26 protein-coding genes are annotated in these 24,314 nt (G+C 37.6%); 9 read left to right on the top strand and 17 right to left on the bottom strand.

The genetic code is table 11. The annotated features are described in order from the left end of the window. Nucleotides 1-14 precede the first annotated feature (14 nt). Both EDC24_RS10110 and EDC24_RS10105 read right to left on the bottom strand, forming a co-directional pair. Complete coding sequence (locus EDC24_RS10110) at nt 15-605, bottom strand: BsuPI-related putative proteinase inhibitor (protein ID WP_124222200.1); 591 nt, start codon at nt 603-605, stop codon at nt 15-17. A 54-nt stretch (nt 606-659) separates the two neighbouring features. Continuing rightward, entirely contained in the window at nt 660-1,514 is an 855-nt protein-coding gene (locus EDC24_RS10105; RefSeq protein ID WP_124222198.1) for a YitT family protein, read from the bottom strand. A 144-nt stretch (nt 1,515-1,658) separates the two neighbouring features. Here EDC24_RS10105 and EDC24_RS10100 point away from each other — a divergent pair, with 144 nt between their 5' ends. Then, on the top strand, nt 1,659-2,519 hold the full coding sequence (locus EDC24_RS10100) for a DegV family protein (RefSeq protein ID WP_124222196.1): 861 nt from the start codon (nt 1,659-1,661) through the stop codon (nt 2,517-2,519). Between the two features lie 42 nt (nt 2,520-2,561). Here EDC24_RS10100 and EDC24_RS10095 read toward each other — a convergent pair whose 3' ends face one another. Further along, nucleotides 2,562-3,872: an alpha-amylase family glycosyl hydrolase gene (locus EDC24_RS10095; RefSeq protein WP_124222194.1), complete on the bottom strand. Its 1,311-nt coding sequence runs from the start codon at nt 3,870-3,872 to the stop codon at nt 2,562-2,564. Between the two features lie 52 nt (nt 3,873-3,924). Further along, nucleotides 3,925-4,317, bottom strand: a complete 393-nt coding sequence (locus EDC24_RS10090) for a YisL family protein (protein ID WP_124222192.1) — start codon at nt 4,315-4,317, stop codon at nt 3,925-3,927. Nucleotides 4,318-4,447: 130 nt separating this feature from the next. On the opposite strand from EDC24_RS10090, the gene EDC24_RS10085 reads away from it, so the two are divergent. After that, nucleotides 4,448-5,638, top strand: a complete 1,191-nt coding sequence (locus tag EDC24_RS10085) for an ornithine--oxo-acid transaminase (protein WP_124222190.1) — start codon at nt 4,448-4,450, stop codon at nt 5,636-5,638. 94 nt (nt 5,639-5,732) lie between these two features. On the opposite strand, the gene EDC24_RS10080 is transcribed toward EDC24_RS10085, so the two are convergent. The 3 genes from EDC24_RS10080 to EDC24_RS10070 are packed head-to-tail and all read right to left on the bottom strand — an operon-like array spanning nt 5,733 to nt 8,627. After that, nucleotides 5,733-6,275 carry a GDYXXLXY domain-containing protein gene (locus EDC24_RS10080; RefSeq protein ID WP_124222188.1) on the bottom strand — a complete coding sequence of 181 codons (543 nt, stop codon included), beginning with the start codon at nt 6,273-6,275 and terminating at the stop codon, nt 5,733-5,735. A gap of 2 nt (nt 6,276-6,277) precedes the next feature. Further along, nucleotides 6,278-7,459 carry a DUF2157 domain-containing protein gene (locus tag EDC24_RS10075; protein WP_124222186.1) on the bottom strand — a complete coding sequence of 394 codons (1,182 nt, stop codon included), beginning with the start codon at nt 7,457-7,459 and terminating at the stop codon, nt 6,278-6,280. Between the two features lies 1 nt (nt 7,460). Further along, on the bottom strand, nt 7,461-8,627 hold the full coding sequence (locus EDC24_RS10070; RefSeq protein WP_124222184.1) for a DUF418 domain-containing protein: 1,167 nt from the start codon (nt 8,625-8,627) through the stop codon (nt 7,461-7,463). Nucleotides 8,628-8,713: 86 nt separating this feature from the next. Between EDC24_RS10070 and EDC24_RS10065 the strand changes: the two genes are divergently transcribed. Genes EDC24_RS10065 through EDC24_RS10040 form a run of 6 tightly spaced genes read left to right on the top strand, consistent with a single transcriptional unit; the run spans nt 8,714 to nt 10,537 of the window. Next, nucleotides 8,714-8,914 carry a spore germination protein gene (locus tag EDC24_RS10065; protein ID WP_124222182.1) on the top strand — a complete coding sequence of 67 codons (201 nt, stop codon included), beginning with the start codon at nt 8,714-8,716 and terminating at the stop codon, nt 8,912-8,914. Nucleotides 8,915-8,927: 13 nt separating this feature from the next. Further along, nucleotides 8,928-9,146 (top strand): spore germination protein GerPB, encoded by a 219-nt coding sequence (locus tag EDC24_RS10060; protein WP_124222180.1) that lies wholly within the window; start codon nt 8,928-8,930, stop codon nt 9,144-9,146. Nucleotides 9,147-9,185: 39 nt separating this feature from the next. After that, nucleotides 9,186-9,773, top strand: a complete 588-nt coding sequence (gene gerPC / locus EDC24_RS10055; RefSeq protein WP_124222178.1) for a spore germination protein GerPC — start codon at nt 9,186-9,188, stop codon at nt 9,771-9,773. Then, nucleotides 9,763-9,951 (top strand): spore gernimation protein GerPD, encoded by a 189-nt coding sequence (locus tag EDC24_RS10050; protein WP_124222176.1) that lies wholly within the window; start codon nt 9,763-9,765, stop codon nt 9,949-9,951. The genes gerPC and EDC24_RS10050 overlap by 11 nt, the downstream gene beginning before the upstream one ends. Continuing rightward, entirely contained in the window at nt 9,951-10,310 is a 360-nt protein-coding gene (locus EDC24_RS10045) for a spore germination protein GerPE (protein WP_124222174.1), read from the top strand. The genes EDC24_RS10050 and EDC24_RS10045 overlap by 1 nt, the downstream gene beginning before the upstream one ends. A gap of 8 nt (nt 10,311-10,318) precedes the next feature. Further along, on the top strand, nt 10,319-10,537 hold the full coding sequence (locus EDC24_RS10040) for a spore germination protein (protein ID WP_124222172.1): 219 nt from the start codon (nt 10,319-10,321) through the stop codon (nt 10,535-10,537). 260 nt (nt 10,538-10,797) lie between these two features. Here EDC24_RS10040 and EDC24_RS10035 read toward each other — a convergent pair whose 3' ends face one another. From EDC24_RS10035 to EDC24_RS10020, 4 genes are all read right to left on the bottom strand, one after another. Beyond that, entirely contained in the window at nt 10,798-11,202 is a 405-nt protein-coding gene (locus EDC24_RS10035) for a nuclear transport factor 2 family protein (RefSeq protein ID WP_124222170.1), read from the bottom strand. Between the two features lie 27 nt (nt 11,203-11,229). After that, nucleotides 11,230-11,511, bottom strand: coding sequence for a hypothetical protein (locus EDC24_RS10030; protein WP_124222168.1), 282 nt, complete (start codon nt 11,509-11,511; stop codon nt 11,230-11,232). A 219-nt stretch (nt 11,512-11,730) separates the two neighbouring features. Continuing rightward, nucleotides 11,731-12,555 (bottom strand): ABC transporter permease, encoded by an 825-nt coding sequence (locus EDC24_RS10025; protein WP_124222166.1) that lies wholly within the window; start codon nt 12,553-12,555, stop codon nt 11,731-11,733. A 14-nt stretch (nt 12,556-12,569) separates the two neighbouring features. Beyond that, nucleotides 12,570-13,502 carry an ATP-binding cassette domain-containing protein gene (locus EDC24_RS10020; protein WP_124222164.1) on the bottom strand — a complete coding sequence of 311 codons (933 nt, stop codon included), beginning with the start codon at nt 13,500-13,502 and terminating at the stop codon, nt 12,570-12,572. Nucleotides 13,503-13,611: 109 nt separating this feature from the next. Between EDC24_RS10020 and EDC24_RS10015 the strand changes: the two genes are divergently transcribed. Then, complete coding sequence (locus tag EDC24_RS10015; RefSeq protein ID WP_124222162.1) at nt 13,612-14,052, top strand: MarR family winged helix-turn-helix transcriptional regulator; 441 nt, start codon at nt 13,612-13,614, stop codon at nt 14,050-14,052. A 181-nt stretch (nt 14,053-14,233) separates the two neighbouring features. Here the strand turns inward: EDC24_RS10015 and EDC24_RS10010 are convergent, their stop codons facing one another. From EDC24_RS10010 to addB, 6 genes are all read right to left on the bottom strand, one after another. Continuing rightward, on the bottom strand, nt 14,234-14,767 hold the full coding sequence (locus tag EDC24_RS10010) for a GNAT family N-acetyltransferase (protein ID WP_245998108.1): 534 nt from the start codon (nt 14,765-14,767) through the stop codon (nt 14,234-14,236). Between the two features lie 96 nt (nt 14,768-14,863). Continuing rightward, complete coding sequence (locus EDC24_RS10005; protein ID WP_124222158.1) at nt 14,864-15,265, bottom strand: group-specific protein; 402 nt, start codon at nt 15,263-15,265, stop codon at nt 14,864-14,866. 287 nt (nt 15,266-15,552) lie between these two features. Then, entirely contained in the window at nt 15,553-16,497 is a 945-nt protein-coding gene (locus tag EDC24_RS10000) for a hypothetical protein (protein WP_124222156.1), read from the bottom strand. Further along, complete coding sequence (locus EDC24_RS09995) at nt 16,490-17,017, bottom strand: sigma-70 family RNA polymerase sigma factor (RefSeq protein ID WP_124222581.1); 528 nt, start codon at nt 17,015-17,017, stop codon at nt 16,490-16,492. The genes EDC24_RS10000 and EDC24_RS09995 overlap by 8 nt, the downstream gene beginning before the upstream one ends. 90 nt (nt 17,018-17,107) lie before the next feature. Further along, nucleotides 17,108-20,827, bottom strand: coding sequence for a helicase-exonuclease AddAB subunit AddA (addA, locus tag EDC24_RS09990; protein WP_124222154.1), 3,720 nt, complete (start codon nt 20,825-20,827; stop codon nt 17,108-17,110). Beyond that, nucleotides 20,828-24,313, bottom strand: coding sequence for a helicase-exonuclease AddAB subunit AddB (gene addB, locus EDC24_RS09985; protein ID WP_124222152.1), 3,486 nt, complete (start codon nt 24,311-24,313; stop codon nt 20,828-20,830). Between the last annotated feature and the right edge of the window lies 1 nt (nt 24,314).

Genomic DNA, 24,314 nt, shown 5'->3' with positions numbered 1-24,314 from the left:
GTGCTTTATAACCTCTAATTGTCTTTATCAGCTTGTTCATCTGAGTTAGCCACTTCAACTGTTAATTCTTCTACAAATGGACTTTTGTCAATCTCTTCTCGATTTATGGACATTGGTATTAACTGAACCGTTGCCTGATAGTCTTTTGCCTCAACCTTTTCTCCGTTTTGAGTATAGTCCCAAGCTTGTTCCCAAGTTAACGACTCGTTAGGCTCAATCGTCTTATTCTCAATTGCTTCAGTAAACATCTGTCCATCTGAATATCGATAGACTTCTTGTTTTGTGTCCGGGTCTTGTATCGTAATTTCATACTTTTGACCGGAACTGAAGGATAAATCAACTGCAGAGCCTGAGTTATTCGTTAACTCCATCTTGAATCTCAATAAATCTGCCTCTTCTTCTATCGCGACATTGAACTCTAATTGATCGATGATTTGATCAGTATCGTTACCTGATGTTTGATCCTCACTCATATCAGTATCCTCCTCTATCGGTTCACCAGTACCTTGATTTCCTTGAGAAGTTTCTTCTTCATCGTTACCACCAGAGGTTCCGCAAGCTGTTAATAGCAATATAACAAACAATAAATAAATAATTTTTTTCATTGTTCAACCCCTTTTGATCCTTTTTAAATATAGTCGCCACTTAAAGGACAAAAGTTACACCTTTTCATCATCTTTTCTGAAGAATCCAAAAATACCTGTTGTTTGAACAATATTCGTAAAGGCGTTCGGGTCAACTTCTTTCACTATGTTTTGTAAATCATATAACTCATAACGCGTAATGACCATCATCAGCATTTCACGCGGCTCATTGGTAAAAGCACCTTTTGCAGGAACACTCGTAATCCCGCGTACCATATTTGAATGAATAGCTTTTGTCACAGCGTTGCCTTTAGTTGTGATAATCATGGCCGTAAGCTTTTCATGACGTGTGTGAATAGCATCAATGACACGTGTTGTGACATATAACGTTACTAGTGTATATAACGCTTTTTCAGGCTCGTACAACCAACCTGCTAAGAAAATAATGATACTGTTTAATACTAGAAAATAAATTCCAATCGGGCGATCCCTCAGACGGCTTAATACCATAGCTACGATATCCATACCGCCAGTAGAAGCACCCCACTTCAACGTTATTCCAACTCCAAAACCAGCCAATATACCACCAAAAACTGCATTTAATAAAATATCATCAGCTAAGTTCTGTAGTGGTATCGTCTCAAGGAAAAAGGTCGTCACAACAACTGATATGGCACTATAGACTGTAAATCCTTTTCCTACTTTTAACCAACCTAAAATGGCTACAGGAATATTTAATAAAAACAGTAATATACCTGTACTAATATCAATATCTAAAAAGTCCTGAAAGATACTAGACATCATTTGGGCAACGCCGGTAAAGCCACTAGCATAGACATTGGCTTCAATTAAAAATAGATTTAAGGATACCGCGTTAAAGAAAGCCCCAACGATTACAATTAAAAATCTTTTAATTTCAAAAATAAACATAAATAACCCCCTAGACAAATACGTCATTGACGTTTTTCACATTCGCATTTAAACTTATATAAAGAATAGCCTTAAAATTGTCACATTTCACGAACCGTTTCCTATATACATCTTACTATATTTTTAAATTTTAGGAGGAAATCCATGAATGTTCAAATTGTAATTGATTCAGCCTCTGATTTACCAAAAGACATCCAAGAACAATATCAATTAGAAGCTGTACCTTTAATTGTACATCTTGACGACGAAGACTATCTAGATGGTGAAACGATTCAACCTAAGAAAGTATACGACTCAATGCGTGAAGGTAAGAGCCCGAAAACGGCTCAAGCGACACCTGATTCTTTTTATCAAGTATTTAAAAAGCATGTTGAACAAGGTAAACCTATTATTTATCTCGCATTTTCTTCCGAATTATCAGGGACTTACCAAAGTGCCACCATCGCAAGAGAACAAATCCTAGAAGAACATCCAGAAGCTGATATCTATTGTATTGATACAAGAGCTGCTTCATTAGGATGCGGCCTAATCGCCTATCATGCTGCAGAGCTAGCAAGTCAAGGTGGAGAAGTCCAGGACATACTAGATGCGACTAATCATGCCGTTAACAATATGGAACATATTTTTACCGTTGATGACCTAGAGTACTTATATCGCGGTGGCCGCGTCAGTCGGACACAGGCCTTTGTCGGTAGCCTACTTAAAATCAAGCCACTATTACACGTTGATGACGGTAAATTAATCCCACTAGAGAAAATTCGCGGTTCTAAAAAAGTTTTACGTCGAATGGTCGACCTTATGAAAGAACGTGGTGAGGACTTTCAAGAACAAACACTTGCCATTACTCATGGGGATGACGAAGAGAATGCTCAAAAATTAAAAGAAATGATTCAAGAAGAAGTTCAACCAAAAGAAATTATCGTTCATTCAATTGGTTCCGCCATTGGTGCCCATGCTGGCCCTGGAACAATTGCATTATTCTTCTTAAATCAAGTCAAAAAATAGCTGTATAGAAGGGTTATTCCCTTTTATACAGCTTTTTAATACTTAATTTTTATTTTTTCGATACATTAGAATCGAAAAGACAACAAAAATCGTCATGATTCCAACGAAAATGAAAATTAAGGGCCAATAAACACCTGTGTCATCCTGTACCATAAATATATTGGAAGATTCACGTTCTGCCGCGACTGAGTATGTCCCATCATCATTCTCACGAATCAAATCGTCTACTAATAACCCTCGTAACTCTAAGTTTGATTCAAGGTCTACATTTACCCGCTGCTGAGTTGAACTATTATTAATCGCTACAATTGTTGTTTCATCTTCATATGTTTTCTTAAACACTAAAAAGCTATCATCAGCATGTAATATGTCCATTTGTCCTTTTGATAAGGACGGTAAATCGTCATAAGCATTAGCAATCTTCTCGATATGTCGAATAAGTTGGTCTTCCCCAGCTAAAAAGTTCATCATTTGATGGTGTGAACCATCTTCAACAACTCCATCTAAAGGAATCTCAGAACCTTGATAAATCAGAGGTTCACTAGAAGTCGTCATAAGATAAGTTAAGGCTAATTTCCAATGCGTGATCTGATGACTATTAGTTTGTGAAAAAATATGCGTAAATCGATTTGAATCATAGAAATCCATTGAATAAATGATTTGCTCATTCTTCCAATCTGTTGCATCCATTAACGGTTCGAGCGGTTGGTCCATGTCTTTAAAAAATTCAACCGCTTCATCTTGCGCTGAACGATCAAAGACACGATCAAAGCCAGTTTCTAATAGTGTTTCTAATTGACCATCCCGTCTTTCCCCAATGGTGAAACCATTTACAGCTGACGTCACTTGTTCCCAGAAATCTAAAGCGTAATCATCCGTATTTGAGAAGTAATAGCCACTGATCGGCAATTCTTCTTCCCAATGCGTCATATAATCAATTAAGACGTCCTCTTCTACCTGTTGATCTATTGGGAAGTGTAATATAACTTCAATGTCATGGTCATTTAATGAATTAATGAGTTTTTCCAAATCTTTTTGACTGCCAAACGTTGGCTGTATTCCTTCATAAGTTGATACTTCAAACCCTGTATAATCATTAGATTCAAAAATCGGGGACAAAATAACATGTGATACACCTAATGTTTCTAAGTGTTCAACCCTATTTTCGATTCCAGCAAAATCTCCGCCATTAAAAGCATACGGATCATCAACATTTACCCCTTCTCCATTTTGTTCGCCACTTTCAAATCGGTCGATTAAAATATAATAATAAACATTCTGATCTTCTTCAGCTTGAGCCACTAACGGTATAAACAAAAGAAGAAACAATATCCCAACAGTCTTTAATCTCATAGCTGCTCACCTTCTTTCAATGCATATAAAAAGCCCCTGTGTTAGGGACTATTTATATTAGTATTCCTAATTGTAGTCGAGCAAATCCTAATGATAGTACTAGGATTAATGCTAGTATAAACTGTAGCCAACCAAGGAATGTTGACTTCCCTTTTTTCACCTTTACTAAAATCATTTCCATCGCAGCTACTAACCATACACCAGCCAGTGATTTAACGACGGATTCAGCAAACAAGCTTCCTCCAACATGGCTGTAATTACTAAACCATAACAGAGCACCAGTTAAAATAATAAAAATATAGAATAGGCGTAACACCATATGCGTAATTTTAGCTGGCTTCTCTTTCGACTTCTTCAATAAGCTCAACACAACAAAGAATAAGATAATTCCTACAACCCAAGTTGTAATATGTAAATGTGTATTATACAAAAATACGTCTGCCATTTTCCTACCTCCTTTACTTATATCCTACCATTTTTAGACAAGCTTGTGCGATAAAATTGTTGACAACTTTGAAACAAAACATACAAAAGGTTATAATAAATGTTAATGATTACATAGATGGAGGGATTTCATGACAAAGAATAGTCAAGCCATTATGGAACAAACGGACAAATATGGTGCTAAAAACTATGTTCCGTTACCGATTGTCGTATCAAAAGCAGAAGGTATTTGGGTTGAAGACCCAGAAGGTAACCGTTATCTCGATATGTTAAGCGCTTACTCAGCTGTTAACCAAGGTCACCGTCACCCGAAAATTATTCAAGCGTTAAATGAACAAGCTGGACGCGTGACCTTAACTTCACGTGCTTTTCATAATGACCAACTTGGTCCATGGTATGAAAAGATTTGTAAAATGACTAACAAAGAAATGGCATTACCGATGAATACAGGTGCAGAGGCTGTTGAAACAGCGATTAAAGCCGCTCGCCGTTGGGCATATGATGTAAAAGGTGTAGAAGAAAACAAGGCTGAGATCATTGCGTGTACAGGTAACTTCCATGGTCGTACAATGACCGCTGTATCACTATCCTCTGAGTCTGAATACCAACGAGGCTTTGGACCACTTTTACCTGGAATCAAAACGGTTCCATATGGTGATGTAAATGCGCTAAGAGAGGCCATTACAGAAAATACGGCTGGCTTTATTTTCGAACCGATTCAAGGTGAGGCAGGTATTGTCATGCCACCAGAAGGCTTCTTAAAAGAAGCATATGAAGTATGTAAAGAAAATAACGTCTTATACATTGCAGACGAAATTCAAGCAGGGCTCGCTCGTACAGGTAAGATGTTTGCGTGCGATTGGGAAAATGTTGAACCAGACGTACTTATTTTAGGTAAAGCTTTAGGTGGTGGCGTCTTCCCTATTTCTTGTGTCGTTGCAAACAAAGACATCTTAGGCGTTTTCAACCCTGGTTCACACGGCTCAACATTTGGTGGCAATCCACTTGCGAGCGCCGTTTCAGTAGCTGCATTAGAAGTTTTAGAAGACGAACAGTTAGCAAAACGTTCTCTTGAATTAGGCGATCACATGTTAAATGAATTAAAATCAATTGATAATCCGAAAATTAAAGAAGTACGAGGAAAGGGATTATTCATTGGTGTTGAATTAACAGAACCAGCTCGCCCATACTGCGAGCAATTAAAAGAAAAAGGATTATTATGTAAAGAAACCCATGAAAATGTCATCCGTTTCGCCCCACCACTTGTCATTGACAAGGAAGACTTAGATTGGGCAATCGAGAAGATTAAAGAAGTATTATAAAAACATAAATTTAAGCTCCGGTTATAAACTTATATTGCCGGAGCTTTTGTTTTGGAAATTATAGAATTGTTTTTTGAGCACTAACAAGAAAATATTATTCCATTTCTTCTACATCTAAAATTTTTTTCTGTCCCCATGGTGACACTGCGACTGTTACAATCATTTTGCTATTTATCTGCTCGTATTCTTCTCCTGTGCCTTCTTCAATATAATATCGATTCATGCCATAACTTACACGATGAACCTGCTCATAATCTTTGTGACGATAACGTCCACTAATAACCACCTCATCACCCTGCGCTTCGAGCTTTTTATCAGATGCAGCTTTCACTCTGTAGATATCACGTTCATCTGGTTTTAATAAAACGTAAATTACTTCATTAGGCTTTACATTTTCACTGCCAAACCAATAGGACGGGTGAATCTCATTGATTGTGTAGCTTAAGTTAATATAATCGCCATAAAAAACATCGCGCGGATCATAAGGTTCCGTTTCCAAATGTATAACATCACCAAACTCTTCAATGACATAATTTAAGCTTGCCATGACAACTAAAAATAATACTTGGAGCGTGACAATGACGATAAACAAGTGCTTTTTCAAAAACTTTAGACCAGATGTCAACTTCTTATTCATCGTCACACATCCTTTCCATGATTGCGTTCTAGAGCAAAGCCAATAACAAACAGAATGATACCACCAATTAAAAAGAATAATGACTTATCGAGAAAATCCCACGCAACTTGTATATAAACTAATAACGTACTGATCAGAAAAGCACTTGTACCAAGATGTACTTTCCGTTTGTCAATCTGTTGATAACCCTCTAAAAGCAGGCCAATTGCAAAAACATACAATACGATAAAAGAAACTAACTCTGCAAAATGTCCAGCCGCAAATACAGGTAAAAACAAAGCCAGTCGAGTTAGACTAATTCCTTTTGCATTTTGTAACGTAAATAATATAACTAGACTTGCAAGTACAATCCAAATGAAATAAAACATAAAATGTGCTTCGATTGATTCTCTGTACGGCGAGCTAAAAATAAATGATTGAACGATCGTAAAGCCAAACATAAATAATAACGGAGCCCATGTAAACGGACGACTAATCTGACGTACTTGAAAATGTGTACCAACAACATATAGCACCAGGCTAAATATAATCATCCAATAATATTGGTCTAACTGCTCAATCGAATAACCGATTAGTTGAATAATAAAGGCGATCGCGAAAAGCCAGGATAAAACTTCACTTTTCTTAATAAATACAATCGTCCCATACCCAATCATAAATAACGCAAACAGCCACCAGTCAAAAGCGTGCATATTAGCTAAACCATAAATTTCTCCAATGGTAACAATCGCAAGTCCACTAAGTAATATAAATAAGTACGGACGACTTAAATATAATAGAAATGCCGCTAATCCCCATATAATAAATGGAAAGACACTGTTCATACTGTAATGATACATCTGTCCGGTTAAGAAAATCCCAGCGCCAAACACGGCTAACGCTACAATATAACAAAAAACACTATAACCAGAGCGTCCCTTCTCTTCTAAATAGCTCCCAAAACCATAAAAACCAATCATAAAGAAAATTATTAAAAAAATTCGCCATAAATTCGGGATGACCTGCCAATTAGCCGCCACAAAAGATAAGCAAGCCAACCCAATTAAAATCGCAGAAAAAAAGAATATAAACGTTGCTTCACCTTTTTGTGAATAACGGTTTACGATTTTATCTCGCTGAGTTGAATCAATAATCCCTTCTTCAACCCATTTTTCAGACTCAGATTGTATCCACATACGTTTCATATCAGTCACCCTTTTTGGTTATCGGCTGTCTTTTTCCATAAGTTAACGTACGGTAAAACCACTCTAATGGACCGTAATGAAAGCGTTTAACATACCATGCACTAAAAATTAATTGGAATATATAAATGCCTAAGGCTATAAAGATTAATGTTGCGGCATGCAACTCCCCATATAAATTAAAACCGTAGCCGTAAAAAATCGTCATGGCAATGATCGTTTGCATTATATAGTTCGTTAGAGATAATTTACCAACATTTGATAATATTCGTGCCACGATTAAAAAATTCCTTCTTCTAAAAACAACTAATAATAACAAGAAATAGAAAATACTAGAAAAAGAACCACCAATCGCATCTTGTATTGTACTCAGCCAAACAGGCATCCCTACAAAATGCGGACTTATCTTAAATACGATAAATATAATCAATGACGACCAAAGCCAAGTCATAATGTCAGTTCGATGATGTTCTGGATGTTTTACCCACCCCCGCTGTTGAATCATCATGCCTATGAGAAACATCGGTAAAATTGTAAAGACAACACCTATCCATTGGAAAAAACCGTTCACGTACAACCAGTCTGATAGATTCTGGGTTAAATACATAATTCCTTCTCCTTTATAAGCGTTAAAGGAGTCCAGGATGCGCTGATCATTCGTAACAATTAATTCTTCACGTACGGGATAACTTAATAACGTTAAAAACACTGCTGGAATCCACAACAAGTTGATTGCCCATTTTCTCAAAGAGTTTGAATGATTATGTAAGAACCATAAACTAATAAAGCCTACAACAGCATAGGTTAATAGAATATCGCCATACCATAGCAAAACACCATGAATAAGTCCTATAAAAGCCAATACAAACATACGCCGTTTTAATACGCTCTTTGCAGAAATCCCTCTCTCATTTAGTCTCTCATACATCATGTAGATTCCTATACCAAACAATAAGGAAAATAGAGGATAAAAACTAGCTTGTACAAACAAATCTATACTTGTTATGACGACTGTGTTTAAGGTCCCCTCATAAAACTCATCCAAACCACCGTTAAGAAAATGAGGCGAATGAAAAGTTAATAGATTAACAATCAATATACCGAGTAAAGAAAAACCTCTAATAGCATCAAGTACCTCTATGCGTGATGTGGTCGGTTGGGATGGATTCATGTTTTCACCTCTTTTCTTAGTAGTATACCATCTTTATAACACATGCACACCTCCGCACATATAGTAAGATGAAAGGAGAAATCTCTATGGCTGCGTTTGTCGGAGCGGTTAAAGTTAACTCAGTATCATCATCAGCAGTTTTTCATATTGGAGATAGTTATTATATTCAACCTATAAGCTCAGCAAAAACGTATGCCGGTGGCGGCTCATTTAACACCGGTAACGGAATCAACGTATCTCTTGGACAGTCAAAAACCATTGTGTTTGACCAGGATTATATTGACTAATGAGGTGAAAGTAATGGCGTTAACGATTCACCAACAAATATATATACAGTTTTTAAAAGTGGAATCCATTTCAAATTCGTCTGTTTTACAAGTTGGGAGCTCTGGCTCCATTCAATCTGTTTCTAATATCCTTAATACAGGTGGTTATGAAGAGCCCGCTGAAGAAGCAGAACCCGCTGAAGAGCAAGATCAACCAACTTTTGAAATGCCTACAATACCCTTCACTAACTAGGCGTTAGATTCATATTTTAGACCAAAGGGGGATTTGAGGATGGAGAACAACTCAACGATATGGCAGCAACTCGCCTATCTCGAACAAAAAGTCAATCAAAATCACCAACAGTTACAAGAACTAAACCAAAAACTAGACCAACTTATAGAACACCAAAATGAATCTCCAAAGGCAGCAGTTGATACAATTGAATATAATTTTGAACAATTAAAAATTGAAACATTAGAAGGTACGTTGAATATTGGTTTGACTCCTCATCAAGATCTGCCTTTTGAACAACTAGATTTACCCGAAGAATCTGACGAAGAGGTTTTAACGCCTATGGAACAGCAGATCCATAATCAACTACTCCCCTACATTCGAAAAGACTTACCGAAACTATTTAATCAATATGTAGACGATCAAGAAATAGATATTGATTCCAAACAAAAAATCGTATTAATTCAAGAGATTCAAGACCAGCTACCTAAACGGATTAAAGAACATACCTCTAACCTGCAACAAAACGGACGAATGATCATAGATCGAGACCAAGTCCCTGCTTTGATTAACCATATCAAAAAAGAAATTAACCAAGGCGTTCAGATTTATTTAGAGAAACTTAAGGAGAATCATAATGAAAGTTAATATATATAATGATGAATTGAATGTGAATTATATTGAGGTTGATGGTGTCTCGACGTCATCACTTTTTGTGATTGGTGATGTGGAGCATTTACAGCTCGCTTCTCGATTTGATACACCACCTGAGGCTTACATTTTTGAAAATGTATTCCCATTTGGTCCTGTTTCCGGTGGTACGTAATGAGAAATTCAAACGTTCAGTCGGTGTATTGTAATTCAATAGAATTTAGTGGAACCCTTCAAATCGGTGATAGTGAAGGCGTCTACCCATTTTCGATTGCAAGAGCCGTACAAAAAGAAAATCCCGTTTTTACTGATGAATATATTACCGACGACGAGACCATTATGAGAGAACCATTGCCTAATTTTTTAGAGAAAAGTAATGTTCAATTGCATCACAAAAGTCAACACCCGATCCAAGTAGGGTCAATTAACATGATTGGTGTCACAGGAGCTTCGGTTTTCCATATTGGTTCATTTAAACACGGAAAAGCCGTAAGCATAACGAGACACAAACGAATTTTATCAAATAATGAGTAGGTGAGAACATGCCTTCGATTGTCGGACCATTAAAGATTAATAGCGTCGGTGGTGGCACTGTTAACTTTGGAGACGCTTTTTATATCGCACCCAAAAGCTCAAGCAAAACCAACTCCGGCGCTGGTTCACTTAATACCGGGGACTTTATATGTACCAATAATTTATTAAGCTCAACGAACCCTTTTGATCCCGATGTTAATGATCAAAATGTAGCAGGAAATGCATAAGCTAAAGCAGAACTTAGGTCATCTAGGTTCTGCTTTTATTTTAACCAATTTAAAATTAAAATCGACTTCTATTAATAGTAAGGAATTTCGAAATGGCGTTGCTACAACTTTACCTATCGGAACAAAATTTTATAAAGCTAGAGGAGAATTCTCAGAAAGTGTAAAATCATAATTGCAGATATTGATGGTGAAGAAATACCTTATTTATATAATATTGAAGGTTAAAAGCCAAAATAAAGACGATTAAGAAAGAACAAACACTAATTGATTGGCTCTTCAATTTCTCTAACGATCTTCCATTCTCCATTAGATCGTTGCCAATTTTCTATAGTAAATAAACGTGCTAATACTTTCTTATCTTTTTCTATCATCTGTTCATAAAATACTACAGCATGATAGTCACTCTTTAAACGAATCACTCTATTTTCAAAGTGCTTCTTAGCTCCTAGTAACTGCTTAACGGACTGTTGCATTCCACTTACTGCCTCTTCCCTATTGTATATAATAGGCTTTTCATTTGAACTTTTAAAAAAGGCAACATAGTAGTCTTCTGACATTCTTTCCAAAGCAGTTGTGTCACCTGAAATCAACGCATTGTCCCAATCCAAAATAAATTCGTCATGCATTTGAGTGAATTCTATTAATTGTTCATCGTTATTGTACAAGATCGCACTTCCCCCTTTAATAACCTCTTAGTTATTATATAGAACTATTTCTTCAGCTTTATAGTTATCTTTTGTTTTAATCTCTATGGAAGATGTTAACGTTACTTTTATATTTGAACCTTCTTGAATGTCATTTATAGTAATTTCGTTACCTTGATTATCAACTAGATTCGTATCATCTGTTACTTCAATTAAACATTCAACCCCAAAATCATTATTAGTTTTGTTTAATTCGTCTGAGCAATTAACAGCAATGACATCATCTTCTGAAACTCCATCGACTTCCCAAGTGAAAGTTTTGGTTCCCATACAACCTACCAATAACATACTAAAAATAATAACGATCCCTTTTTTCAAAGATGCAATCCTCCTCTATTGTACATTACTGTTCGATTAGCTGATTCTATATTATCATAATATTCCGAATAATTAATGATAAATAAAGACGATCAACTTATTGATCGTCTTTATATTGAGTGACTGGTTAAATTATTAAGGACAATTGAGTCTGATTGAGCAATACCTCCACTAAGCGTTCGCGCGTTTAAAACTTAATGTTGCAATGGCTATGACGAGTGCTGTGAAAGCTAAAATGAATAAAATTTCTTCAAAGACGGTCACTTGCCTACCGAAAACGGTTAAATTAAGTCCCATTGTTTCGCGCACGGTCATTGACAGTTGGTCAACGTCAATCATAATCTTCTTCATGACGTCGACGCCGTATGTGACAGGGTTTAATTTGACGATGACATCGAGCCAGCCTGGCATGCCGTTGATTGGGAATAACGCCCCTGACATGAAGACCATCGGCAAGACAATGATGTTCACAATCAGCTGAAACCCTTGTGTTGAATTAATGAAGCTTGCGAATAATAATCCAATTCCTGATAAGGCAGCTCCGAGCAGGAACATAAACGGAATGACTTGGATTAACGATATCCAGTCGTAATTTAAGCCTAGAAGTGGGATGAGTGCAAACAGCATAATCCCTTGAATTGTCGAAACCGTAGCAGCACCGGCCATTTTTCCGACAGCAATACTCACACGTGAGATCGGTGAGACGAGTATTTCTTTCATATAACCGAAGTCCTTATCTTCAATGACTGACATGGCTGAGAAGACAGATGTCATAAGCAATGTCATCGACACGATTCCTGGAAAGACGAACTCGATGTAATTAAAATCACCACCGACATCCAAGTTTTGTGTCATCATCGTTTCCATCGTGCCGCTTAATCCTCCACCGAAGATGAGTAAAAATAAAATCGGCATCGTAAATGACCCGAATAAACGGGCTTTATCTCGCAAAAACTTGATCAAATCGCGTTGCCAAATAGCGATAATACCTTCCATATGTTGTCACACTCCTATTCGTCGTTCGTTTGAATATTGCGTCCCGTATATGCTAGAAAGACGTCATTTAAGGTTGGTTTGCGTATATTGAGTGTCGTAATTGGAATGTCTAGTTTTTTAATGAAATTGGAAATAAACGCATCGCTGCTGTCGACTTTAAGGTGAATTGTATCACCATTCACCGTGACATCCGCACCTGTTACTTTGTCCTGAATTTCTTGAATCGCTTGATCGTTATCTTCAGTTGAGAGTTCAATCAAATCGCCACCTAATTCGTCTTTAAGGGCTGTTGGGGAGTCAATAGCGATAATCTCCCCTTGGTCCATAATCGCGATTCGGTCACTTACTTCAGCCTCATCGAGATAATGCGTTGTTAAAAACATCGTAATGCCTTCTTGTTCTTTAAGTTTCAAGATGTACTTCCACAAGTGAGCCCGAGTATTCGGGTCGAGCCCGACAGTCGGTTCGTCTAGAAACAAAACTTTCGGATAATGGAGTAAGCCGCGCGCAATTTCTAAACGGCGCTTCATCCCACCTGAAAATTCTTCGACACGCTGATTTTGTTCATCTATGAGATCAACGATATGTAAAACTTCTTGAATCCGCTCGTGGCGTTTATCTTTTGGTACGTTGTAAAAACGGCAATGTAGCATTAAATTTTCGTTCGCCGTTAGTTTTTCATCGAGTGTATTTTCTTGAAAAATAATCCCGATACTACCCCGGACTTTATCTTTTTGTTTCTCGACATCATAGCCATTAATCGTAATCTGACCTGATGTTGATGGTAGCATTGTACAGATCATATTAATCGTCGTACTTTTGCCTGCACCATTTGGGCCAAGGAAGCCGAAAATTTCCCCTTCTTTCACGTCAAAATTAATGCCTTTGACGGCATCGACATTTTTATATTTCTTGACGAGATTGGATACTTTAATCACTGAATTCATAGTTTACCCCCCTCAAAAGCAAATAGTTATGTTATAATAACTATTAAACATTATCTACTTAATAAATACGATTGTCAAATTGTTCAGCATAATAGAGGAGGCCATTAAAATGAGTACGCCGACGAATGACTTGGTCAATCAAGTGTTAACGGCACTTCCGTATATTCCGAAAAAAATATTCGGTCCATACCATGTACTTGAAACAGGTGACTTGCATCCATCGCATTTTCATATTTTGCATACGGTAGAACAATCAGGGCCGATTCAAATGTCAGATATAGCCCAAAGTTTATCGATTAATAAATCAAATTTGACCCCGCTCATTCAGAAATTATTAAATCACGGATACATAGAAAAAGAAAAATCAACCCATGACCGTCGCATCACATATGTATCATTAACGGAAGACGGCAATCAATTTTTATGTGAACAAAAAGAGCGACTGGAACAGGTTGTGGAAGGGCGACTGTCAACGTTGTCAAAAGATGATCAAAGGCAATTGAAAGAGGCGTTTCAATCAATTAGTACGATTTTATCTGCATTAGATTAATTATGTATTGATACTTGCTCGTTGTGTGAAGAAAAGAAGAATCACAACGCGGAGAATAAAAATTGCCTATTCAGAGCGTGAGGGGGGTGAGCTAGTGAAGTTGCAATGGTTAACCGATTTTTTAAACTTAACCGGTATTAAGCCAAACACAACTATAACAAATCCGTTGTAGGGTGATTGGCTAGCCCCTCCAAGTTGAATAAATTTGGACGTCCTGACCTTTTAATTGAATTTCTTTTTCTAAACTCATTCCTATTTTACTTGCAACTTTTCTTGATGCTATATTTTCTGGTTGAATTAGCGAGATAAATCTTTCTTTACCTAGGTTATTTTGTCCAAAATCTTTTAAAGCTTCTGCTGCTTCTGTTGCGTACCCTTTACCCCAATGTTTACGAGCAATCCAATACCCAATTTCTATTTCTGCGACTCCATTAATCGTCTGTGGAACTAAACCAGCGTGTCCTATTGGCTGATTATTTTCCTTATGTTGTAAAACCATTAACCCCAGATCGGCACTCAATCTATATGTATGGTAAATCCATTCTAGAAATTGTCGGGTTCCCTCTATGTCTCTCGTCTTCCCTTCACCTATATGCTTAACCATATCTGGGTCCGATAATAAAAGATATAGAAAATCCAAATCATCTTCATTATATTTACGAAAATTTAGTCTTTCTGATTTAATGTGCATCTTACCACCCTTTTTTAACTGCATTACAAGATAAACATGCTTATTTTACTAACGTATTCTCCAAATAGGTTTATAATGGCATCAATAAATTTCATATGTATTTTCCTAAGATAAGCCACTTTAGTTAAACAACGTTTGACTATTTGTAACAGTTTCTATTAATTCATCAATAGATCCAATACATTTCTCAACATCAGATAAATGATAAAAGGTACTCGTTGTTTCAGTATTATTCACTTCATCATTCGACGAGTATAGATAAATTCTTTTTCCTTGCCCCATTGCAATACCAAACTCGATATGACTCCCCTTACCTGCAGGTAATAAAACAATAATGAAATCTGCTTCCATAACAGCATTTTTTTCTTTCTGCCCTATTTCTTCTAAGTCTTTAATTGTTGACGCTTTATCATTTTTCGTCCAATCATATGTTTGAACAAATCCCTTGTTCTTTAACTCGTCCCCTACCAAACGAACTGTGTCTATATTTTTAAAACTTGATGCTATATAAAACTTTTGCATGACTTGATTCCCCTTTGTAATAATTATTCAAGCTCTGATAGCCACTCATCTATGTAGCTTAAAATTTCTTCATTATCCTCCCTGTTCGAGGGATTCACTCCTGTGTTCGAGAGATTTCCTCCTGCGTTCGAGAAATTATCTTCCTTGTTCGAGAGATTTCATCTACGTTCGAGAGACCTCTCAAAATTACTCTTTTTAAATCTTTAGACTATAGACACAATATTTCAATTATTTTATCAAAAAATAACAAGACGACCAAATTAAGAATCGTCTTGTTATTTTGAACATTATTCTTCTATCATTTCCTTCCAAATTCCTTGAAAGGTTTCCTGCTTCATCTCAAAATAAATTCCGGTATAGGAATAGTGAATATATCCACCCTTGATTAACGTCAAACGAACCTTAGTACCATCGTCTAGGTGAAAAATTAATTCTCTAAATTCATCATTATTACGGGATTCTCGAATTGGATTTGCTTCGTCACCACTGACTTTCATATCCATATTATATAATCCATCTACAAACGATTGAACTCTTTCTGTATCTTCAATTGCATGGTAATTGTCACGGTTATAGTTCCAATCATCAAACGTACGATACTCCGCTTCCTTTACATGACCTTGAAGCTTTAATTTTTCAAATAGATCTTGGCTATTCTGAATTGTGATGCCATTTAGTCTCTCAAAAATCTCCACTCGTCCTTGTTCCGGCCAGTCAAAAGCCATAATTCGAAAACCTTCGTCATACCCTTTCATCGTGTAGACATCGAGCCCTGATCCAATTGATGAGGCTAATTCTTCAGTATAAGCTTCATCATCACTCCACTCATCGATATTTCCTTTTGTTACACCAATCTGTTCATCTATTAAATCTTGAGCATCTTCATAATTAATTTCAGTTCGAGTCTGGGTATACACATTTCCTTGATAAACAATTAAACCAATCATATCAGCACTGCTCGGGTTATCAGGTAATTCAATGGCAGGAATATCTATACTTCCATCATCATTTTGCTGAATACCATTGGCTTTTTGATTACCTGAATTTAAGTTCAGTAAAACAAAACCAACTCCAACTACTATTAATAAACTTATAGCAATTGAGATGAACTTTCTCGAATTTGGTGTACTAACTGCACCGTCGGCCTTTGCCTTATAAATACCTTTTTTACTTCTCGAATGAAGTTCTTCCGGCAGTTCGATCTGATCCAATTCATTTTTTATATTACTCAACAAAATCACTCCCCTCTAAGTCCTTACGAAGTTTTCTAATGGCTCGATATAATAAGGATTTTGCGGATCCTAAGGGGATTTCTAATACATCTGATATCTCTTGAAAAGTATAGTCATAATAATATTTTAAGAGTACGACCGATTTTTCATTGGGTGCCAGTTGATTAATGATATCTTCTAAAGATAAAGCCAAAGACAAATCAAGATCCTGTTCATCTTCAATCAATTCCTCATAACTTGTATTTAACTGAACGACCTTCTTTCTTTTATTAAGTAAATCAACTGCACAACGAATTGTAATACGGATTAACCACGTTTTGAAATACTTTGGTTGCTTTAATGATTTAATCTTTTTAAAGGAACGATAAGCCACTTCTTGGACGACATCCAGTGCATCTTCCTGATTGTTAACGTAGACGAAAGCGGTACGATAAATATCCGCTTCAAACTGCTGAAATAATTGAATATACGCCTGTTCATCCCCTTTTTGGGCTTTTTTCACAAGTTTAATGATGGCCATCACCTCTCAATCCTCTTACCTATTAGACTATAAACCATATGATTTGGCTTCAATTTGTTAAAAAAATGGTCCGGGAAATCCCGAACCATTTTAATGTTCTAATAATAAGTCGCGTTCAAAGAAGTATAGATAAACATGCTCAAGATTCACGTCCCAAATGTTTTCAACAGCACGCTTATATAGTTCGACTTGCAACGCATAACGGTCTTCTAGTTCTGCGACCTTGTCTTCTGTTAATTCGCCAAAAATGGAGTCTGTTTTATAATCTAATAGATACCAGCCGTCTTCTGTTTTAAATAAACAGTCTATGACACCTTGAATAATGACCGATTCTTCATTAGGGTCTTGCCAGTCTGGGTAAACTTCAGAAGCTGGAAGCTCCATTGTAAACGGTAATTCTCGTTCAATGTCAGTTGCTTGAGATAGTTTTTTACCGACTGGGTGATCTAATAATCTTAATATAGCGTCATAATCAATAACTTCTGTTTCTTCTTCGCGTAACACTTCTTTTAGTACCAGGCCATCGACAAACTCTGTTAGTAGTTCTTTCGTCCATTCACGATTAAAGTATAGGTGTTGCATGACAGTGTGCATGGCGCTTCCGATTTCCGTTGGAGTTAGCTTCTTTGCATCTTTTTGCATAAAACGCGGACGTTGGAAACGCATCTTTGGTTGTTTATTCATGAGGTCCATACTACTGTAATCATCAACCGTTTGTCTGAGTCTCTTCAGTTCGGTCACCGTTTGTTTAGCACGCCGGTTGGCACTGCTATGGTGCAGATAAACGAAAGTCAAACGGCGATCAACTTCCTCGTATTGATCTGATTTTTCGCCAACCTGAGATGCATCCCAATTTCGAATCATGTCTTCTAATTTATCATTACGTTCAACCGTAATCCACTTAGGGTCCATCAGTTCACTAGCATGTTGAACGCTTATCTTCCACTTGGATTCATCCCTTTGAATCGCAGAAGGGACATTGGAAGCCACTTGATTGACCTGAATGTCTTTAGCGTGTTCGTGACGAACTAAGGCTGTTCCAATCCAGTTTAAATAGGTCGCTTGATCTGTTCTTACATGTGGTGGTAGCACCCATTCTAGATGAGATGTGACTTCATTCCATTTCGCTAGACGTTTATCAAAATCTTTTACGGTGCCGACGATTGTTAGTTTCTCTTTTGCACGAGTGAGTGCAACATAAAGGATCCGCATTTCCTCAGCTAACATTTCACGCTTTAAGGCAACCTTAATGGCCTCAAACGGGAATGTTGTAAATAACAAACGTTTATCGACATCCATATACTTCGCGCCAAAGCCTTGGTCTTTATGAAGTAAGTATTGAGCGCGGAAATCCATTTCATTAAAGTTTTTATCTGCTGCACCCAATATAACAAACGGAAATTCTAGTCCTTTACTTTTGTGAATCGTCATAATTCTAACGACATCTTCTTGCTCACCGAGTGCTCGAGCTGCCGCTAGATCTTCACCTTTTTCTTCCATCCGTTCAATGAACCTCAAGAAACGATACAAACCTCTATACGCCGTATTTTCATACGAACGTGCACGGTCATATAATGCACGGAGATTAGCCTGTCGCTGCTTTCCACCAGGGGTTCCACCTACAAACTCAAAATAACCCGTGTCACGATAGATTTGCCAAATTAATTTAGATAGTGCACCATACCGTGCTTCCTCTCGCCAATTTTCAAACATCGTCAGAAACGTTTTTAACTGACGAACGACATGCTCGTTTTCACCTTGCCTTATGTAGTTTTTCATAGCTACATAAAATGGTTGTCGTTTTCCATGAAGTCGGATGTTGGCAAGATCATCTTCGTTTAACCCGACGATTGGCGATTTCAGGACGCTAGCAAGCGGGATATCCTGTTGTGGATTATCAATTGTTTTTAATACATTAAGCATAATTTGAACTTCCATCGCTTCTAAATAACCCGATGAAATGTCTGCATATACAGGAATCCCAAGTTGTTTTAACTCCTCAACAATCACACTTGCCCAAGTCATAGAACGCATGAGAATCACGATATCGCGATACTTCAATTCACGTGGTTGTTCCGTTTCTTTATCGATAATTTTGACCGGATCGCCACTATGAGTTCCGATACAATGTTGAATCTTCTCAGCATAAGCTCTTGCCTCTAATTGTGCTTTCTCGATATATTTCCACTCATCAGATACCGATTCGTCTTCGAGTTCATCTTGTGTAATGACGTGCATCTCTGTATCTACGTCAGTCATCGTTAATTGGTCATAGACTTGGTTACTATATATTAATTCCGCATCCTCTTCGTAAGGCATTTCACCGACTTGATTATCTAGAAGCTGACGGAAAATATAGTTTGTTGAATCCAACACTTCTTTACGACTACGGAAATTACGAGCTAAATCAATTCTAAGTGCCGGATTGTCTTCTAATTTGAAGTGTTTGTATTTGTTCATAAATAAAGATGGCTCCGCATGACGGAAACGGTAAATACTTTGCTTCACATCTCCGACCATAAATAAATGACCCGCATGCTCACCTTGTGTGACTAGCTGTAAAATGGTCTCTTGTACCAAGTTTGTATCTTGATATTCGTCAATGAGCACTTCTCTAAATTGCCGTTGAAATTGCTCAGCAACCGTTGATCCGATTAAATGATCTGGGGTTGCTGATTCATCTAATAAAATCTCTAGGCAATAATGTTCTAAATCTGAAAAGTCTACGAGGGCTTGTTCTTTTTTAGCCGTTTGAAACTGCTCATGAAATTGTTTGACCAACACAACCAACTGATCAATTAATGGACTTAACTTATGTAAATCTTCCATTAACGATTCGGGCTGACGGTTAAACCAACGCTCGATCAACTTTTTCATTCTGTCTTTATAACGGTCTCGAACGTCTTTAACCGCTTCTTTTAACGCTTCGTCACATTCGACTTTTTTACGAGATAACGTTCCGAACTTCTCATTCTCTTTAAACGCTTGTCTAAGCTCATCCCAAGGGGCACCAACATAGTCCATTAATTGTTTAATTTGTTCACGATCTTGTTCAAGTGTTGGAACGTAATGATACGGACCAGAGACATCTTGCGCCATATCCAATGCCTGATTGACATCAAATAACATCGCTTCAAGATTTTCTTTTATATCGTCTCTAACGATTGGCATCCACTGGAGGTCATCTAACGTCACATCATCTGCTAACTGATACGATTGACGAATGTCCTTTAACCACTCATAAGGCCAAGGGTTTTGCATCGCAAACTCATACATTTTAAGCACTAACGTTTCAACTTTTGCATCATCACGATCATTTGAAAAACTATCCACAAAACGAAAGAACTGCTCTTGTTCTTCTCCTTCTTTTCCGTACCATTCTTCGAAAATATCTCCAATAACATCATTACGAAGCAATTCCGCTTCAATATTATCTAGTATTCGAAAGCTTGGGTCTAAATCCAGTTGATAGCTATACTTTCGTACAACTTCCATACAGAACGAGTGGAGTGTTGATATATTAGCACGCTGTAATAAAGACAGCTGCTTTTTTAAATGAAAGGAGTCTGGATTAGATTGCAGCGCTTTTTCAATTGCGCCACCAACACGTGTGCGCATCTCTTGTGCGGCTGCATTTGTAAACGTCACAACGAGCATTTCATCAATGTTATAATGGTCTTCATCTCTTAACATCTTTTGAATGATACGTTCGACTAGTACAGCAGTCTTACCAGATCCCGCAGCTGCGGCCACTAACACGTCTTTACCATCTTCGTAAATAGCTAATTCTTGTTCTTTCGTCCATTTCATTTAACGGTCCTCCTCTCGTTCTAACATCTTCTGAAGCATGATTTCATCCTTATCTTCTTTCAATCTGCGGTATTCATGTTCATCTAACGTTGGGTCAAACTGACAAACGGATTGGAACGGACAATATGTACACGCAACCATATCTTTCTTCTGAAATGGATTGAGTTTCACTTGTCCACCCACAATCTCACTGCCCGCTTGGGTCATGACATTTCTGACATAATCATTCATCCGCTCAAAAACCGTTTGATCAACGGTTTTTGACCCACTTCGGAAAGAACCATCTTTTTTCACACCAAATGGCGCAATCTTACTCGTTCCTGAGTCAATCGACTGATCCATTGCCTGTGCCACTTGTTCGTCTTCTAGTAATAAGCCATTCATCTTGAATGCTTTAACGACTTCTTCTTCTAAAGCTTTTTCATCTAAAGTTTTTGGATCTGAAATGGTTGGATTGTGAACATGGAAATACAGCACACCAGCAGGTTCAGCCTGCTTTCCAACCCAGTTAGACGAATGCGTTAATACTACATCTAGGTACGTCAACATTTGAAGGGCTAGGCCATAATAAACGTCGACTAAGCTTAAGTCTTTATTGCTAGATTTGTAATCAATAATTCTTAAATACAGCTGATCATCAATTTCTGCCTGGTCCACTCGGTCAATACGCCCACTTAGCTCAAGCTTATAACCTTGTGGCAAATTCAGCTGCAATGGTGGTAGCTTCTGTTTCTTACCGAACCCTATTTCTATGCCAGCTGGTGTAAAGTCAGAATGTCTAGCTTGATAGGCTAGAACATTGGTTGCTCGAATAATAACTTGTTCGAGCTTTCTTAAAATATATTTATAACGATTTGAACTGAATAAAATCTGATGGTTCAACACAGGTGCTAATTGCTCGACTGCACGTCTAGCATAACGTTTAATCTCTTCATCGCTTAACTCGAAGAACGCTTTACCCTCTTCGTACACCCATTCGGTAATCGCACGTAACGATTCATGGAACAATTGGCCAATATCTGGTGCCGCTAATTGGAATGTGTTTCGTTCTTGTAAGCCTAATGTATACTGAGCAAAATAATGATACGAACACTGATGATAAGTTTCTAAACGAGACACACTGGAACGAATCGTCTCGTCGTATAATTGACTGACCGTCTCTTGTTTTAGATTCTCTGGTTCTGGGCGATAGAATAAGCTTTGAAGAACACGTTGTGTGATATCGCCTTTTACTTCGTGTTCAACATACCAGTGAAGCGTATCCCAATAGACAGAAGAGACAGGATAACCACGTAAATACTTCGATAATTCAGCGGTTAAAATTGCACGAGTCTTCTCCCTGTTCGTAATAAAACGCAACGGATCATGCTCATCTTCATCATCCATTAAAAATTTCCGCTCTGCCTCAGGAAACATTGTCTGCAGACGTTTCACAATAGGCGCTGGGACTTTAGACCGCCCTTCTTCGTCACTTAATGGATAACTCACCCATAACTTCTCAGACGCGAGTGTAAAAGCAATATACATATAAAAGCGATCGTCTAATAATACGCGTTCAGCTCGATCGGCTAGTTTTACACCGTGATTTTCTAAAATTAATCGCTCATCATCCGTCACCATACCTTCATTTGGTGGCTTTTGCGGATAGACACCTTCAACAGCACCAAGGACAAAACCGACTTTGACATCGGATAGCCTCGACCTCTCGACACTACCGATAATAACGTGGTCAATGGTTGGCGGCACTTGCGCAAACGTTAACGTATCAAAGCCCGCTTCAACGATCGATAAAAACATCGGCGTGGAAACCTCATCGTCTCCAATCATCTCAACCATTTCATCTAATAGTTCCATGACAGCTTGCCAAACTTGCTCTTGTTCTCTTGCCGTTTCGACTCGACCTGCTTCATCATACTGATCTCTAAGGCGCTCTAATGACCTAGGTGCATTTATCTGTTCTAACCATTCAAAAATCGCCTGGCACTTTTCTGAGACTGTTCTTGCAGATCTCAGTCCATCATCTAAAGGTTTCAATGCCGAGGCTACTTGTTCTCGGTAAGCGTTGATTTTCTCTTCCACTTCTTTTTCATCGTCAGTTTGGCGGCGGAATTCTAAACCTGTAAACCGTTGATACGGCCAGCGTTCATTAGATATCCATTGGTCGCGTCTTCTAATTCCATATTCCAGCACGTAATTTTCTAATGTATCAATCGCTTCTTCTGTTAACGGATGTTCTTCATGACTTTTCGGAACAAAGCCCGTTTTCAATAACCGAAAGACAGCGTCATAACGCCAGTTACTATTAACAATTTCGATGCCTGTTCGAATTAATTCCACAAACGGATGGTTTAACATCGTTTTCTTTTCATCAATAAACACTGGAATTTGATAGTCTTCAAAAATCGTTTCAATTAGGTCATGATAGACTTCCGGTTGACGAATGAGTAAGGCCATATCACGATAACGGTAATCCTCATCACGCACTAATCTCGTAATCTCTTGAGCGACACCTTCAACCTCCGCACGCGGATGAACAGACTCAACTAACTTCATCGACACATCACCATCGTACTCAGGTGTTGGTTGCGTTTCAAAATAACGCTCAAGGTGCTCTAAACCACGATTCCCTTTAAACCGCTGCTGTGGCGATAAATAATATGGCTCTTCGATTTCAATTGCATTATCTTCAGCAATTTCTGTAATTGTATCAAGTGTCGTTTTCGTTTGGTAAAACAAATCTAATTCGCTGCCATCAGACACACCTGGGTTGATCATCATCGTGATGTGTACATTTTTGGCATATTTCATTAAAGCTTCAATGACGTAATATTCTTGTGGGGTGAAACGGTGGAATCCGTCAATATAAATCGTTGATTGACTTAGAATTCCTGTATCTTTAATTTTTTCAACCATTAATTCCAATTGGTCTTCACGATCGATGTAATGGCCCCTTAAATGTTGATCAAGCTCATTATAAATTAAGGAAAGGTCTGATAATTTATTTTTCAACGCGACTTCATTGGGGTGTGTATGTTGAAATTTCGCCATTTCCATAACGACACTATGTAAAGACTCAGGCGTAATTCGATAACGCTTAATCTCTGTTATCATACTTTCTAAATGCTCAATAAACCCTTGTTTATCAATCGCTTCTTGGAACGCTTGTAAGGAATCACGTTGCTCCTCAGCCAATTTTCTAAGCATCATTTGGATACCAGTTGATGAAATAAACGGCTTTGTCGCTCCGCCTACTTCATTAAAGATATACCAAGCCAACCTAGAAAAACTAAACACTTGTGCCCTAATTGAACCATTGACGCCATGCTTACGAACTAAATCATACTCTTGTTGGAAAGCCATCTGGTCGGGCACTAAATAAAAAATAGGATCACCTTGTGGATCCTGTTTAATCTCCTCGGTGATCTCATTTAACACATAATGACCAAATTCCGAACCTGATCGTCCTAATATAAACTGTAAGGCCATC

Origin of the sequence: Aquisalibacillus elongatus, assembly GCF_003843875.1 — a bacterium.
Classification (GTDB): Bacteria; Bacillota; Bacilli; order Bacillales; family Alkalibacillaceae; genus Aquisalibacillus; species Aquisalibacillus elongatus.
The sequence above is the reverse complement of the archived record's forward strand: the minus strand, read 5'-3'. Positions and strand labels throughout refer to the sequence as shown.